The 16,624-nt window shown below is 34.2% G+C and carries 13 protein-coding genes and 1 rRNA gene; 10 read left to right on the top strand and 4 right to left on the bottom strand.

From position 1 onward, the window contains the following. Positions 1-80 precede the first annotated feature (80 nt). Together I7822_RS27235 and I7822_RS27230 are read right to left on the bottom strand one after the other, a co-directional pair. On the bottom strand, positions 81-1,691 hold the full coding sequence (locus I7822_RS27235) for a response regulator (protein ID WP_207982194.1): 1,611 nt from the start codon (positions 1,689-1,691) through the stop codon (positions 81-83). Continuing rightward, positions 1,672-3,420 (bottom strand): sensor histidine kinase, encoded by a 1,749-nt coding sequence (locus I7822_RS27230; RefSeq protein WP_207982193.1) that lies wholly within the window; start codon positions 3,418-3,420, stop codon positions 1,672-1,674. Before I7822_RS27230 ends, I7822_RS27235 begins: the two co-directional genes overlap by 20 nt. A 326-nt stretch (positions 3,421-3,746) precedes the next feature. Here I7822_RS27230 and I7822_RS27225 point away from each other — a divergent pair, with 326 nt between their 5' ends. From I7822_RS27225 to salA, 7 genes are all read left to right on the top strand, one after another. Further along, positions 3,747-4,676, top strand: a complete 930-nt coding sequence (locus tag I7822_RS27225; RefSeq protein ID WP_372442242.1) for an ABC transporter permease — start codon at positions 3,747-3,749, stop codon at positions 4,674-4,676. Between the two features lie 251 nt (positions 4,677-4,927). Further along, entirely contained in the window at positions 4,928-5,797 is an 870-nt protein-coding gene (locus I7822_RS27220) for a carbohydrate ABC transporter permease (protein WP_207982191.1), read from the top strand. A gap of 27 nt (positions 5,798-5,824) precedes the next feature. Then, complete coding sequence (locus I7822_RS30515) at positions 5,825-7,792, top strand: beta-galactosidase (RefSeq protein WP_207982190.1); 1,968 nt, start codon at positions 5,825-5,827, stop codon at positions 7,790-7,792. A gap of 586 nt (positions 7,793-8,378) precedes the next feature. Beyond that, a complete protein-coding gene (locus I7822_RS27210) occupies positions 8,379-10,943 on the top strand; it encodes a LamG-like jellyroll fold domain-containing protein (protein ID WP_207982189.1) in 2,565 nt (854 codons plus the stop codon). A 226-nt stretch (positions 10,944-11,169) separates the two neighbouring features. Continuing rightward, positions 11,170-11,607 carry a DUF2521 family protein gene (locus I7822_RS27205; protein ID WP_207982188.1) on the top strand — a complete coding sequence of 146 codons (438 nt, stop codon included), beginning with the start codon at positions 11,170-11,172 and terminating at the stop codon, positions 11,605-11,607. 84 nt (positions 11,608-11,691) lie between these two features. Further along, positions 11,692-12,405, top strand: a complete 714-nt coding sequence (gene cwlD, locus I7822_RS27200; protein WP_207982187.1) for an N-acetylmuramoyl-L-alanine amidase CwlD — start codon at positions 11,692-11,694, stop codon at positions 12,403-12,405. Positions 12,406-12,492: 87 nt separating this feature from the next. Further along, the gene (gene salA / locus I7822_RS27195; protein ID WP_207982186.1) at positions 12,493-13,554 is read left to right on the top strand and encodes an iron-sulfur carrier protein/transcriptional regulator SalA; all 1,062 of its coding nucleotides are present in this window, start codon (positions 12,493-12,495) and stop codon (positions 13,552-13,554) included. Between the two features lie 85 nt (positions 13,555-13,639). On the opposite strand, the gene gerD is transcribed toward salA, so the two are convergent. Continuing rightward, positions 13,640-14,278, bottom strand: coding sequence for a spore germination lipoprotein GerD (gerD, locus tag I7822_RS27190; RefSeq protein ID WP_207982185.1), 639 nt, complete (start codon positions 14,276-14,278; stop codon positions 13,640-13,642). Positions 14,279-14,425: 147 nt separating this feature from the next. Between gerD and I7822_RS27185 the strand changes: the two genes are divergently transcribed. Beyond that, positions 14,426-15,031 carry a KinB-signaling pathway activation protein gene (locus I7822_RS27185; RefSeq protein ID WP_207982184.1) on the top strand — a complete coding sequence of 202 codons (606 nt, stop codon included), beginning with the start codon at positions 14,426-14,428 and terminating at the stop codon, positions 15,029-15,031. A gap of 22 nt (positions 15,032-15,053) precedes the next feature. Here I7822_RS27185 and pdaB read toward each other — a convergent pair whose 3' ends face one another. After that, the gene (gene pdaB / locus I7822_RS27180) at positions 15,054-15,818 is read right to left on the bottom strand and encodes a polysaccharide deacetylase family sporulation protein PdaB (RefSeq protein ID WP_207982183.1); all 765 of its coding nucleotides are present in this window, start codon (positions 15,816-15,818) and stop codon (positions 15,054-15,056) included. A 117-nt stretch (positions 15,819-15,935) separates the two neighbouring features. Here pdaB and I7822_RS27175 point away from each other — a divergent pair, with 117 nt between their 5' ends. Together I7822_RS27175 and I7822_RS27170 are read left to right on the top strand one after the other, a co-directional pair. Beyond that, complete coding sequence (locus tag I7822_RS27175) at positions 15,936-16,148, top strand: hypothetical protein (RefSeq protein WP_207982182.1); 213 nt, start codon at positions 15,936-15,938, stop codon at positions 16,146-16,148. Between the two features lie 259 nt (positions 16,149-16,407). Continuing rightward, positions 16,408-16,624: ribosomal RNA gene (locus tag I7822_RS27170) — 16S ribosomal RNA — on the top strand; the annotation flags it as partial.

The raw sequence follows: 16,624 nt of genomic DNA, 5'->3' as shown, positions 1-16,624 counted from the left end.
TTTATGTTGATTTAAAAGAGATATTGTAGATGTCAGTGTTAGACAATTTGTTTTGGGACACCTCTTTACTTTCAAAATAGTTAATTCCTTTCATTTCGAAACTTTTGTGGGGTGGTATGATAGAATTCTTTAAACAAGCGAATGAAATACTGGGGTTTCTGGTAACCTACTTCTTTAGCAATATCTCCTATTTTTTTATTCGTGTTTGTTAGCAAATGGCTTGCTTTTTCCATACGTGTAAGTAATATATAGGAAGATAGACTTTCACCTGTCTCTTTTTTATATAATCTTGATAAGTAAACAGGATGTAAATAAACATGTTCACCTATTTTATTTAAAGAAACATCCTCATGTAAATTATTTTCGATGAATTTTTGTACTTGTCTAATGATATGAGATTTCCCTCCATTGTCTTCGTTAATACTACGTTTATATTGGTTAATCAATGACTCAGACCATTGTCTAATTTGGTCTGTTGAGTGGAATTGAAACTGGCTTTGAAAGAATGATAAATCTCCAATGATCTCTTCTGATATTGGGTCTCCAGTTTGATGTGAGATATATGAAAAACAACTATATAAATAATAAACAATCTGTATCCTTTGACTGTGGGTATGACATGATGAATGATCTAATTCTTCTAGTACAGCATCAATTCTTTCGGATACCTCGTCCCACCGATTTCCCTCCATTAACTGCAAAATTGCTGGTGATTCATGAAGCTTTGTTAATGGTTTGAATTCTCCTTTTGTAGAAACCCGATCCATCGTATGGATACTGTTAGGCGTGCTTACCATGTTTGATAAAAAATAATTTAATGTTTTAATATAAATTGAATGAAGTTCTTGATAAAAGGTAAATGTAGGTGAAAGTAAAATTGAAATCGACCTCTTTAAAAACGAATTTACGATTTCTATCAGTTCATTTAGTTTCGATTGAATATGCTCAAATTCATTTTTATTATGAGTCGGGAGGACCATAATAATAAAATGATGATAATCGGTACATGACCAAATGGTAGGTGGAGTGGTTACCCTCTCATAAAATAATTCTTCAGCTAAATTTAAAATGGTTGATGAAAAAAGCTCAAAGTCTTCTCTTGAATCCCCATCAGATATTGTTTCAATTTGAATCATAGCAAGAATACATTCCTGTTTTAATTGGATATTAATATTTAATGGTTGGATAATTTGTAATAGCTCATCATCGCTAAATTTTTTCCCGTGTAATAAATCGAGAAGAAGATGCTCTCTCATTCGGAAGGTTCCATGTTTTAAGACATCTCTTGCGGTTGCCAAGTCTATTTCATTTTGTTTTTCTTTATCAATCTCTATTAGGACCTTCTTTATGCTCTCTATTAAGTCTTCTTCAATAATGGGCTTAAGCAAATAATCAGTCGCACCATTTTTAAGCGCTACCTTTGCATATTCAAATTCAGAGTATCCTGAAAGAAGGATAACCTTTATTGCAGGTTTTTTTTGGCGTAATGTTTGTAAAAGTTCAAGGCCACTTTTTTCAGGCATTCGAATATCTGTTATAACAACTGAAATATTACCTTTGTTTGAAATAACTAATGCTTCATCCACTGAAGAGGATTTATGAATTCTTTCAAAACCGAATGTACTCCATTCAATGGTTTCTTCTAAATAGTCAAGTACATATTCTTCGTCATCAACTAGTAATATTTCCATTCTGTAACACCTCATTTTCATGATTATCTATCACTATCTTTATACAAAGTCCACCTAAGCTGCTCCTAGTAATATGGATACCTGAAGAAGGACCATACTGGTTAATAAGTCTTTGGTTGATATTCCATAACCCGCAGCCGACCTCGTCGAGAAGTTGCTTTTGATTGATTCGTTTTAATAACCTATTTATTTCTTCATTAGACATTCCAATACCATCATCTTCTATTACTATCATGTAATTTTGTTCACTTTTATGACCCTTTATTTGAATTTTTCCAGAATCTATCTTTTGATCAAACCCATGATTGATAGCGTTTTCAATAATTGGTTGAAGTAATAAGGTTGGAACGATGATCTTATGCATTTCTTCAGGTATGTTAATCGAATAGTGAAGCCGTTTATTTCTTAATGATTGTACTTTTAAGTAATTTTCACTTAATTTGATTTCATCAAGTAATGAAGTTTGATTTCCAGGTTTTTTCGTTTTATATCGATAATATTTAGCTAAGTTATCTGCCATCGCAATGACAGCATCAGGAGACTTACGAGCCATACTTATAATGTAAAATAAGCAATTATATAAAAAATGTGGATTAATTTGTGATTGCAAATGTTTATACTCTGCTTCACGGGTTCGGACTTGTTCTTCATACACATTTTCAATTAGAGTTTGAATTCTTTCTGCCATATTATTGAAATGACCAAACAAATAATCAAACTCATTATTTGCTTTTATTGTGACACGACTTTTATAATCTCCTTTTCCAAGCAACTCAATTTTCTTTATTAAATGTCTAATGTTCAGTCGAAAATGTCGATATAAAATAAATGTCAAAATACCACCAGTAATAAAGAAAACAAATAAACTAACATTCACTAGCAAGCTTACATTTTCTAAGGGAGACAAAAATTCATCTAGCTCTATGAAACTTACCAATGTTCCCTCTAGTGATGTAGAGTAAAGGGTCTGGACTAGATATTGTTTGTTATTCATTTCTAAAACAGAAAGTGATGGAGTGGTAGAATGATTTTTATTAAAATTTATATTATTTTTTAGTAGCTTGATAATTTTCGGATCAATTTCTGCGTTAGTAAAAATTTCAGAATTAGAAAAATAAAAAAAAGATGTCCCAATCCCAGATGCATCTACACTAGATAATACGTTTTTTAAATAGCTACTATTAATAGTAGATTCGATAATAATAGAAGAATTTAAAAGGTTAGGTTTTGTTTGATATGGACTTGAAACAAGGTAATGAAACTTTTTTTCTCCATTTTCAGTAGAGGTAAACCACTTATAAAAAGGAGCAGCTTTAAAGAATTCTTTATTAAATGTTTTTCCATCTTCTGTAGAGATGACCTTATCATAATTTGGTAAATAAATCGTTATATCATATAAAAATGAATTTACACTTCTCTGGATTTTTAATTTTTCTTCTAAATATTTTCTGTCCATCAAATGGTCTAAGTACTCCGAAAAATCATTTGAACTTTCAAAAGCTTTAACACTTGAATCGTAAAGGAGTGTACTTGACTGCATTTCTACTTGACGCAAATCATCTTCTAATTGATTCATAGAAAACTTTAATTGTTTGGAAGCAGAATCTTCAAGTGTTTTTCTTACTACAACTTTACTTACTTTATGTGAATAGGAAAAAAGAATAGTTGTGGGTATAACTAGCATCAGCAAAAATATCATACTATTTCTAAAAATCTTATATTTTACCATTTATTCACCAACCTTGTGTAAGGCTCCTTTTCGAAGAGATTGTTGTTATGAAACGGCTTACATTAATGTGCTCTTAAGAAAAGATGCCAATATACTTTATTTCAAGTGAAAAAAAGAAATCCTCACGTTCAATAAAGGTTTTAAAACTATTCTATATTATAAACAATCCCACAAAGTTGTAGATGGGTATATAAAAGTTAATACCTTGACATAGGTTCGAATTCCTTAGATTGATATAATAATATCAGATAATAAAGAAAATTCAATTACTATTTTGGATGGGAGGATTCATTTTGAAACAGGATGTAAGCGTTACCGATATTAAGATCCAAACGAAAACAAAAAAGGCATTTAATCCGTTAAAAGATTTAAAGAAAACTTGGCCAATCCATGTATTGGTTCTTCCAGCACTTGTTTTAGCAATTGTTTTTCACTATATACCGATGTTTGGAGTTGTCATAGCTTTCCAAGATTTTAAACCTTGGCTCGGTATTTTTGACCAAGAATGGGTAGGATTAAAGCATTTTAAAGCAATATTCCAATTTGAAGATTCAGTTCAGATCATTTGGAACACTTTTATTATTGCAGTATTAAAGATTGTGTTTGGGATGATTGTCCCAATTGTTATGGCATTATTATTAAATGAAGTTCGTAAATCTGGGATCAAAAGAAGCATACAAACACTCGTATACTTACCTCACTTCCTTTCATGGGTAATCTTAGGTGGAATTTTAATTGATCTTCTTTCTGTTAAAGGCGGAGTAGTTAATAGAATGCTAGAAGGTTTATTCGGTGTAGGACCTATTTTCTTTTTAGGTGATGGAGATTGGTTTCGGTTTGTGCTTATTGTTAGTGACATTTGGAAAGAGTTTGGTTTTGGAATGATTGTATATTTGGCTACCATTACTGGTGTTAATCCAAATTTATATGAGGCAGCAGAAATGGATGGAGCAGGACGATTCAAACAAACATTGTATGTTACGCTTCCAGCGATGCTTCCAATTATCATCGTTGTTGGTACATTGCAGCTGGGAAATATTTTAAATGCAGGCTTTGACCAGATCTTTAATTTATATAATCCTCTTGTATATGACAAGGGAGATATCATTGATACGTATGTTTATCGAGCATCGATGTTACAAGGTGATTTTAGTTTTGCTACAGCAGTTGGATTGTTCAAATCAGTCATAAGTTTTATTTTAATTGTTATTTCTTATCGAATGGCTTATAAATTCGCAAATTATCGTATCTTTTAAAAAGGTTGTTTTTGTAAAATTTGTAGCTATTTACTAAGTGGTGCGGGTATGGTTGATTTCCGCTCCAGTTGCTCGCTTTCCGCGGGGCGGGCGGTGAGCCTCCTCGGCGTAAATGCCTGTATGAGTCTCACCTGTCCCGCTGCTTCCGCAGGAGTCTCGCACTTCCGCTCCAATCAACCTTAACAGTTTTCGTTTTAAAAGCAACAATACCTTAGAAAAGAGCCTTATAAAAAATAGGGAGGTAACTCATTATGTATCATAAAACGATAGGTTATAAATGGTTTAGTGTTTTTAACCATATTTTCCTCATTACTATGGCCATTTTATGTGTTTTACCCTTAATCCATGTGTTAGCAGTTTCGTTCAGTGGAAAAGCAGCAGCTTCTGCAAATATTATCAATCTATTACCAGTCGATTTTACTTTGGATGCGTATGAAAAGACGTTAACAAATCCACAGTTTACGCAAGCCTTATTTAATTCTTTCTATCGTACAGTTTTAGGAACATTTATAGCGATGTCAGTTACGATCTTTGCAGGATATGCATTATCAAAAGAGTTTAAAAGTAGAAATTACTATATGTGGTTTTTAGTATTTACAATGCTTTTTTCAGGTGGACTAGTACCAAATTATATTTTAATTAGTAATTTGAATATGATTGATACGGTTTGGGCTCTTGTCTTGCCGGGTGCCCTTAGTGTTTTCAACTTAATTTTATTAATGAATTTCTTTCGAACGATACCGATTTCTCTTGAAGAGGCAGCTCGTATTGATGGGGCGGGGTTCTTTAAAATATTATTTAAGATTTATCTCCCTTTATCTATGCCAGGTATTGCTACAGTTGCACTTTTTACAATGGTTGGTCATTGGAACTCTTGGTTTGATGGTTTGATTTATATGATGAAAGCAGAAAACTACCCATTAGCTACATTTTTACAGACTATTGTTGTCCAACAGGACATGAGTAAGATAAGTGCAGACCCTAGCTTGCTAGAAAATCTGTCACAAAGAACCGTTCAAGCAGCTCAAATTTTTATTGGTGCACTACCAATATTACTTGTTTATCCATTTTTACAAAAATATTTTGTTAAAGGAATTGTTCTTGGATCAGTGAAAGAATAGTGTATACAGAAAGTTAGGTGAATGATCGTGCAATTAACTGTAAATACATTCTATCCTTGCGAAAATACAAACCTGCAAATCGCATCAAATGAAAAATTGCATGTTGAAACATCTCCTGCAGGAGGAAATATTGTATTAGATAGACAAAAATATGATGTAAGCATTTGGTCACACTATGATTTTTTTGTAGCTGATATTTATCATGAATGTGAAGATGTACTGGTCATTATATTAAAGTTTAGTCAAGATGAACGGTATATAAGTGTTCATTACGGAATACTTCCATTTGTTAAAACGAGATTATGTTTTCCTTTAAAAGCAGTAAATGGTGAAAAATTGTTTCTTGATCGTTATCCAGGTAGTCTGCAATGTGTACTACGAGGAGACAGTTCAATTGATCGCTCGAAAATAGATGATTTTAGTATTGAAACGATTCCGTCACAAAAGGGGCGAAAATTTGAAATTTCAAATTTTCAGTTGCGAGAAGATAAGCCTGAATTTTTATGTGATCGAAAACCGTATATTGATGAAATGGGACAACTAGCAATTAGAAACTGGCATAGTAAGACATCGTCTTTAAAAGAGCTAGAAGAATATCTACAAAAAGAGTTACATCACCAAAATAAAAGTGATAACAATGAATTAAGTAGGTTCGGAGGATGGAAAGAATTACAGTTTAGGAAAACTGGTTTTTTTCGCACGGAATTTGATAACGAAAAATGGTGGCTAGTCGATCCAGATGGATATGCAATGTTTAGTACAGGTATCGACTGTATTCAACCGTACGATACGATGAAAGTTTCGGGAATGGAGCATTTAGTTTCATGGCTTCCAGATAAAAAAGGGAAATATGAGTCTGCATGGACAGACCATAGTTTTAGCTATGCTGTTGCTAATATGATTCGGGCCTACGGAAACTCTTGGTGGGAAAAATGGGCAGAGATAATAACAAATCGCTTGAAAGAATGGAAAATGAATACTATTGCAAATTGGTCTCAGCGGGAATTTATTAAGTTTTCTCAAATCCCTTATGTTTACCCATTAAATGATTTTCCTACGACAAAGATGAATATATATCGTGATTTTCCTGATGTTTTTAGTGATGAATATGATGTGAAAGCAAAAGAATTTGCCCAACAGCTTCACCCGTTAAAAGAAGACCCTTTGCTCGTAGGATATTTTATTAGAAATGAGCCACATTGGGCTTTTGTTGATGGTTTAAATTTAACTGAATTGATGATGGAACAGTCATTTCCTTTTGAGAGTAAGAAAAGATTTATTCAATGGCTAATGGAAAAGTACGAAACGATAACGCATTTAAATGAATCGTGGGGAGCGTCTTTTTCAAGCTTTGAACATATCGTTGATGAATATCAATATGAGCGAATTGTAAATGAAAATCGTGAAAAAGACTTTGCCTCATTTAATCGAATCTTAATACGTAGATATGTCGAATTGCCTTCTAATTATTGTAAAGATGTAGATCCTAATCATTTAAATCTTGGCATGCGCTATGCTTGGATTTCAAACGATGACCTATTAGAGGGCTGTGAAGTGTTTGATGTATTTTCGATAAACTCCTATCAATTGAAACCGGTTGCGGATCAGATTGATCATATCAGTAAAAAATTAAATATGCCTGTAATGATTGGTGAATTTCACTTTGGAGCAGCAGATGTAGGGCTTCTTGCTTACGGGATACGAGCGGTAGCTACACAAGCAGATAGAGGAAAGGCTTATCGTTATTATGTTGAACAAGCAGCTACTATTCCAGGCTTAATAGGGGTTCATTATTTTCAATACAATGACCAAGCGGTATTAGGAAGGTTTGATGGTGAAAACTATCAAGTTGGTTTTGTTGATGTTTGCCAAAGACCATATGAGGAATTTATAGAACAAGTGAAAATGGCACATGATCGGATTTACTCGATAAGGACTGGTGTGGAGATGCCTTTATCTACTCCACCTGTTGAGATTCCTAAAACAGGCTTTTAACAATGTTAAAGCACCACAGTTCTCAAAACGTTAATTACTGGCGTTTCAAAGTCCTGAAAATGTAAATTATATACGTTCATGCTCTCAAACTTTTTGTTTGAGGCCTTTTTTATGAACAAAATGGCTTTTAACTATACTGGCCATTAAGGAAGGTTACAAGAAGCCCTACACATTATCAAGGAATAATGGCAAAAAATCCGACTATCGATTTCTTCAAAATAAGAGAAAGGTCCTCTTGAGGGTCTTTGTATTTTATATTATTATTAAGTTATTAACATATATGTTAATCAACTAAATGTAAGCGTTTTAGTTATTTTGGTCTAACAGGGGGGATTCTGTGAGATAAACATTTATTTAACTTCGGTAAACAAAACTCACCAACTTCAGAAACTACATTATTAACAATGTAGATCAAAGCTACATGTTATTTAATGCCAACATCATTGTCTTAACCTACATACACCGAGAAAAATACAACAATTTAATTTCTAATAATAAGGTACGTATAAAAAACTGCGCTTGAATATCATAGTTAGAGTTAGATTTGCATTTATTTGTTTTTCCAAAAGGAGAGGGGAACATCAGAATGAGAAAAAATTTCGTAAGAAAATCCACATTTGTTTTATTCATTCTTGTAGTAATGATACCAAGTATTGTACTTGGCTTAGGGACAGAAAAACAAGTTAATCAGGCTAGTGAAAATAGTAACAAGCCAAATACTGATTTCCAAGGGGAAGCGCCAGTGTTTAAAAATGTATCTGTTCACGATCCTTCTATAATAAAAGATGGTGATACATATTATGTGTTCGGTTCGCATATTGAGGCTGCTAAGTCAAAGGATTTAAAAAGTTGGACAAGCTTTGCTAATGGCTACACTACGCCAGGAAATGCGATATATGGAGATTTATCAAAAAATTTAGCGGGTTCTTTTACTTGGGCAGGTGAAAATGACTCTGATAGTAAAGGGGGTTATGCCGTATGGGCTCCGGACGTTTTCTGGAATGAAGATTACGTAAATGATGATGGAACTAAAGGCGCCTATATGATTTATTATAGTGCATCTTCTACTTATATACGTTCCGCAATTGGTTATGCTGTATCTAAAAATATAGAGGGACCATATAAGGCTGTTGATACCATTGTATATTCTGGTTTTACTAAAAATGAAGAGTATGATGCAAATAGTAATGTTAATAAGAAATGGACGAATACCAATATAAATAAACTGATTGATAACGGTACATTAACAGGACCAAGATCTGGCTGGTTTAATAGTAATGGATCTTATGCAAATAGTAACTTCCCAAATGCAATCGATGCTAATCTGTTTTATGACGAGGACGGGAAATTGTGGATGACATATGGCTCTTGGTCTGGCGGAATATTTATGCTTGAAATCAATAAAACCACTGGACAAGCAATCTATCCGGGTGAAGATGGAACTACCGATGATGGCAGGCTTGTTGATCGCTACTTTGGAACAAAAATCGCAGGAGGATATGGAAAATCAGGTGAAGGCCCTTATATTGTTTATGATAAGAATACAGGCTATTACTACTTATATGTTACCTATGGTTGGTTAGGGGCAGATGGTGGTTATAATATGAGATTGTTCAGATCAACTAGTCCAGATGGTCCTTATGTAGATGCAGAAGGAAAGAGTGCTGTTCTACCAGGTAATGTAGATCATTCTCCATATGGTATGAAGCTTATGGGTAATTTCTTATTTGAAAGAAAAGTTGGGGACCCTGGTAAAGGTATAGGCTATGGCTATCTTTCTCCAGGCCATAATTCTGTTTATTATGATTCTGAAACAGGTCAGCAGTTTTTGGTTTTCCATACACGCTTCCCAGAAACAGGTGAGATGCATGAGTTGAGAATTCATCAAATGTTTATGAACAAAGATGGATGGCCAGTGGTAGCACCGTACCGATATTCAGGTGAAACGATTGATAAAGTTAATAGACAAGATCTAATTGGTGAATACAAATTTATTAACCAAGGAAAGGATACTTCTGCAAACATCCATAAATCTGTGTTTATTCGTTTAAATAAGGACAATACAGTTACTGGTGATGTAGATGGTACATGGAAAAAGACGAGTCATAATCAGGCGGAAATTACAGTGGATGGAGAAACCTTTGATGGAGTATTTGTACGTCAATGGGACCCAACTTCGGAACGATATGTGATGTCATTTACAGCTGTTTCAAAAGAAGGGGTATCAGTCTGGGGAAGTAAAGTACTTAATAAGACTGATGATGAAATTGTAGAAGATGTTTTAAATGATTTGAGCCTTGGAGATACAGAGAATGTTATTTCAAATTTGACACTGCCTACTGAAGGAACTCGACACACAGAAATTTCATGGGAGACCTCAGATTCTAAAGTTGTAACTGAGACAGGTGTAATAAATCGTCCAGAAGTTAATTCTGAAAGTGTGACAGCTTCACTTACTGCAACTATCACAAAGGGTGATATAACGAAAACAAAAAGCTTTGAAATTACAGTGTTGCCATACAAAGAGGCTGGTTTGGTTGCTCAATATTCATTTGAAGATGGGCTAAATGAACTAACAGGCAACTTTGAGACGGGTACAGTAACAGGTAATAGAATTGATAATCAAGGTGGCACAATCACTTATGCGAACGGTAAGACTGGTAAAGCCGCGGTGTTTAACGGAGAATCGGGAATCCGCTTACCAAATGGCCTTATCTCAAGCAACACATATTCTGTATCACTTTGGTTAAAACCGGAGCAGTTAACTATGTATACAACTACTTTCTTTGGAGCTAGAGATAGTAACAACTGGTTGAGTCTAGTTCCGAATGGACCAGCAAATGGCAATACCATGGTATGGTCGGGCAGTAGTACTTGGTATGATGCTACAGCGGGTATGAAGATTAATAATGATGAATGGTCACATTTGGCTTTTTCAGTTGATAACGGTACGATTAATGTCTATGTTAATGGTGTTCAAAAGTTTACGGGAACAAACTTCCCAAATATATTTACATCTACGAATTCTAACTTTAGTTTAGGTGTTAACTATTGGGATACTCCATTCAAGGGATTATTAGATGAATTACGTATTTATGAAGGTGCTCTAACTCCTTCACAGGTATCAAATTTAGCAGAGGTAAATAAATAAAAAATATAATAGTGAAAAAAGAAGGGAAAAATCTGCGGTTATCCGTGTGGTTTTTCCCTTTTTTAATTCCTATTTTTATCGAACAGATTATTTTGGTGCCTTCGGAACAAATTTCTTGATAAATGAAACATGCATATCAATAGTTATTTTTTAAAAAAATTGGAAGAGATTTCTCGAATGATAAATATAGACGGTTAAACAATAAAAGTAAAGGGAGGCTTCTATTATGAATGATATTATCTCTTTGAAGCAGAAGAGACACCAAAAAGAATTAAAATATGAGAAAAGAATGCTTAGGGAGCTTTCTTTAACAGAAATAAAGAGTGGTATTGAAGGTAGCTTTGGAAGCTTTGCAGAAAAAGGTAAAAAGGAAGTTATTGAAGATGGGTGTATTGATTTTGCGATTGAGGCATTTTTGCTTGGTGCAAAGTATAGCCGTTTTGGATACTATGGTGAATCGATGCAGACAGCTAATAAAAGATGTCAGTTGGAGGAAAAACGATTAATTGATGATTTATATGATTATTTTATTAACTGGGGTAATTTGAATGAGAAAGATATCTCCTTTGGAGAAGTTTATTTTGCATGTGAATATTATATTCAATCATGGTGGAAACTTGGGTTTACTAAAGGGGAAAAACGATATAAATTGAGGTTGCATTAAGATATAAGTTCGATCACTTCATTATCATATTCCTCCTAATTGTCCCATATATTGAAGAAGATAGGACGAGCAGGAGGGAATAAAATGAATAAAAAAATAAAATGGCTTGGCTTTATAGCGGGGTTTGTATTGTTATTAATCCTTTTCCAGTGGCAATTCACCAATAATAAATCATGGGAATCATGGAATCTGCCACTTACAGGAAAGGTTATTTATCTGGATCCAGGCCATGGTGGACCAGATGGTGGAGCTGTAGGAAACTCATCATTAGAAAAAGACATTTCGTTAAGCATTTCACTGAAAATAAGAGATTATTTACAAGAACAAGGTGCGCTGGTGCTATTAACTAGAGAAGAAGATGTAGATTTAGCTGATGAAGATACTTCGGGTTACAGTAGAAGAAAAGCAGAGGATTTGAAGAATCGCGTTAAAATTATTAATGAATCTGATGCTGACTTATTTTTAAGTATACATTTAAATGCTATTCCCTCTTCTAGATGGAGTGGTGCTCAAACCTTTTTTCACGGTAAATTTATTGAAAATGAAAACGTAGCAAAATATATTCAAGATGAGCTACGCAGAAACCTTGAGAATACTGAACGTAAAGCAAAACCGATCGATGGGATCTATTTACTTAAAAATACAGAGAAACCTGGTGCATTAGTAGAGGTAGGATTTCTATCAAACCCTCAAGAGGAAAATTTACTGTCTACAGATGAATATCAAGAAAAAGTTGCAGCATCAATATATAACGGTATTTTACGATACTTCTCGAATGAAAAAAATCCGCCTGAATAATAAGACATAACTTTTCAAGGTTAGTAACTTAGGAAAGATGATAATTATGTTATAATTTATGTAAACGAAATCAAAAGGGTGGTAAATATGCTGCGAGAAGAAGAATTAAGACAAATCATCGGACAATTACAAGATCCTTTTTTACATAAATCGTTAGAAGAGCTAAATGCGATTGAAGATATAAAAATAAAACAAGAAAAATCGCATGTTAGCTTAAAAATAGGCATATCTAAAACGAATACGGCTGAACAGCTTCAATTACAGCAGCAAATTGTTGAGAAGATTAAAGAAGCGGGAGCTGAATCAGTAGGCCTTCGCTTCCATGAACTTCCGCAAGAAACGATTGCTGCATATCAGGATTCTACTACTAATCAATCTGATTCTTTATTATCTGCAGGTAGTAAAACGACCTTCTTGGCAATTGCAAGTGGAAAAGGTGGGGTTGGGAAATCTACGGTCTCAGTTAATCTTGCTGTTGCGCTCGCGCGTTTAGGTAAAAAGGTAGGATTAATTGACGCTGATATTTATGGTTTCAGTGTACCTGATATGATGGGAATCACGAAAAGACCAGTTGTACGTGGGGAGAAAATTATCCCAGTAGAAAGGTTTGGAGTGAAGGTCATTTCAATGGGGTTTTTCGTTGAGGATAATGCTCCTGTAATTTGGAGAGGCCCTATGTTAGGTAAAATGCTTAATAATTTCTTTAATGAGGTGGAATGGGGAGAAATTGATTACCTATTATTAGATTTACCACCTGGAACTGGAGACGTTGCCTTAGATGTGCATTCAATGCTTCCATCATGCAAAGAAATCATCGTATCAACTCCACACCCTACTGCTGCTTTTGTAGCGGCAAGAGCGGGGGCAATGGCCATTCAAACAGATCATGAAATTGTTGGTGTCATTGAAAATATGGCTTATTTTGAAAGTAAAAAGACTGGTGAGAAGGAATATGTATTTGGTCGTGGTGGAGGAGAAAAGCTTGCTGAAGAGCTTCGCGTTCCACTTATTGGGAAGATTCCATTACAGCAGCCTGACTGGAATGATGATGACTTTGCTCCATCAGTGTATGGAGAGGATCATCCAACGGGACAAATTTATCAATCCATCGCTAAGCAGGTTACAAATATCATACCTGTAAAAGCTTAAAAAAGCGCTCATTGAGCGCTTTTTTAAATGACAAGTAATTCAGTGTTAAGAAGTTGTTTCTGCTAAACAAGGTGCGGGAATGTTATTAGCTACCACCGCTTCCTCCGCCTTGCTCTTGACTTTCACCTGATTCTTGGCCACTTTCACCTCCGGAAGATTGACCGCTACCACCTTGCCCAGCCTCTTCAGCAGCCTTTAATAAAGTATCTTGGATTTTTGCTTTATATAAAGGACTAGATAGGGTCTCCATGATCAATTCTTGAAGATGCTTCCTGAATTCCTGGCTTTTCATAGAGGTTTGAATACTTTTTTCCATTTCAGGATCTTGTAAAACCTCTATAAGTAATTTTTGATATTCAGGGTCTGTCATCAATCCCTTTATTACTTTTTCGTGCTCTTCTTTTAAACTTTTTGCAAAGCTCTCCACAAATTTAGGATCCTCAAAGACCTTTTGCCAAAATTTTGCCCCTTTATCAGATGTTAATGTTGTTTGAATGGTTTCAGTTACAACTTTTTGATCCATTATAAGAACTTGCTTCATTTCTTCGTCTTTCATCACTTCTTGGAGGGCCTTTTTTCCATCATCAGTCTTTAATATATCAACAACCATCTTTTTTGTTTCTTCGTAATCTACCTGTCCTGCTTCTTCTTTAGGTGCACATCCTGAGATCGTTAAACAAATAATAGTCATTGATACAATCATGAGGAGCGAGTATCTCTTCATGGTAATCCTAGCCCCTTTCTATTTACGTTTTGCTATTTATATTTTGAATTAGTTAAGAGAATTTATACGAGGAAAATGCTTATGATGTGGTATTTTTAATAAATGATTGGTAAAATCAATAGGAGTAACATGATGGAGGATAATGTAGTGAATAGTCGAAATTGGGTTCGTTTCTTTCTAAGTACATTACTTGTTGGTGGTCTAACAACAGGAATTATTGGATTTGCGTTAAAGTGGTCAGAATATAAAGAATTATTTATAAGTTTTAATTTAGTTGAGATTGTTTCAATTTTATTCTGGCTTTTTGGAGTTGGATTAATTTTTAGTGTAATTAGTCAAATGGGCTTTTTTGCTTACTTAACAGTACATAGGTTTGGCTTGGGGATTTTTCGTTCTGTTTCAATGTGGAATTTAGCTCAAATCATATTAATTGCTTTTGTTTTATTCGATTTAATCTATTTCAGATTTCAGCTTTTTGCAGAGGGAAATGAAACAATTATCCCTTATCTACTTTTGGCGTTCTATGTGTTTATTTTAGGAGTAATCATCGCATTAATAAAAAGGTCGAACACAAATAAAGAGGCGTTTATTCCTGCTCTCTTTTTTATGATTGTGGTTACAACCATCGAATGGTTTCCTGCCTTAAGAGTAAATGAGAAGGATTGGTTATTACTTATGCTAATCCCTATACAGGTTTGTAATGCGTATCAACTATTAATGTTACCTAAATTTATTAAATCAAAAAAGAGCTAGCTTAGGCTAGCTCTTTCCATTTTCATTTAACTTCAGAAGACTTTGCATCTGCATTGGCGATGATATCACCGACAGAAACATTTTTTAATCCTTTCTTTTTCAATTCGTTTAAGATAAGTGGTAAAGCCTTATTTGTTTGTTTAGCTGAATCTGAAGCATGTAAAAGAACGATATCCCCACCCTTTATTTTAGATGTGGTGTTTTTTACAATCACTTCAACGCCAGGATTCGTCCAATCATCTGAATCAATACTATAATGAACAACACTGTAACCATGTTTTTCAGCCATAGAAAGTACTTCTTTGTTAAAGCCTCCACTAGGCGGTCGTAACAATGTAACATCCTTTACACCTAATTCTGTAAAAACTTCCTGTGCCATTGATAAGTCTCTTCTTATTTCATTTGGTTCGAGATCCTTGTAATTTTTATAGGCATATCCCATACTTCCCACTTGATGGCCTTCCTCAACAATACGTTTAACTATATCTGGATGTCTTTCTGCCCAGGAAGCGGACAGAAAAAATGTTACGTTATTAATATTTTGTTTTTTTAACGTATCTAGTATAGGTTCAGCCTTTACATCACCCCAGCTAATATCAAAGGTTAATGCTACCTCATTGTTTTTTGTTTCACCTCTATAAATAGCTTTTGGTCCATCAGAGGTAGAAAAAACAGGGTAATTTAATACATTTTCAACATATAAAATTCCCGCAGTAAAAAAAGCTGCTATCATAATCAGTGCAAGTTGCTTAATTTTCTTCATATGAATGACATGAAACTGGTTCATAATGGTCCCCCTCGTCCTACTTACTCTTGTGACAAGTTTATGCTTGGCCTTTAATGAAAATGATTAGAAAAGAAATTTATTAGAAATAATGATTGATGAATATTAAGGAGGGAGAAAGTGATTTATTATTTGTTTAGTGAAAAAGAGAGGGTACAATTAGTGGATCTTCTTTGTAATGAATTGATGGAGGTAAGGGCGTTATTGGATAAGGCAGAAATTGTAGGAAGGGGTGATATGACAAAATTCAGAGCGCTAAAGGAGAGAAGAGAACTTCTTTTATGTTTGTTTTATAAGATATCAAATAATAAAGAAAAAAGTTTAGAATTATAGTTGACCGTAATAAAAAGAAATGTTATATTATTATTCGTCGCTAACGAGCGGCTGAAATGCTAACATCTTGTTTTGAAAAAACTTTTAAAAAGATGTTGACTTATAAAATTTAAAGTGTTATATTAATAAGGTCGCTTCTGAACGAAACGACAATAAATGATCTTTGAAAACTAAACAAAACCAAGCGTGCCAACGTTAATTTTTAATTAACAAAACAACGTACTATTATAGTACAAACTTATGAGCTATATCAAACACTTTATTGGAGAGTTTGATCCTGGCTCAGGACGAACGCTGGCGGCGTGCCTAATACATGCAAGTCGAGCGAATCAATGGGAGCTTGCTCCCTGAGATTAGCGGCGGACGGGTGAGTAACACGTGGGTAACCTGCCTGTAAGATTGGGATAACTCCGGGAAACCGGAGCTAATACCGGATAACATTTTGAACCGCATGGTTCAAAATTGAAAGATGGCGT

Origin of the sequence: Metabacillus bambusae (genome assembly GCF_017497975.1) — a bacterium.
In the GTDB taxonomy this organism is placed as follows: domain Bacteria; phylum Bacillota; class Bacilli; order Bacillales; family Bacillaceae; genus Metabacillus; species Metabacillus bambusae.
The sequence above is the reverse complement of the archived record's forward strand: the minus strand, read 5'-3'. Positions and strand labels throughout refer to the sequence as shown.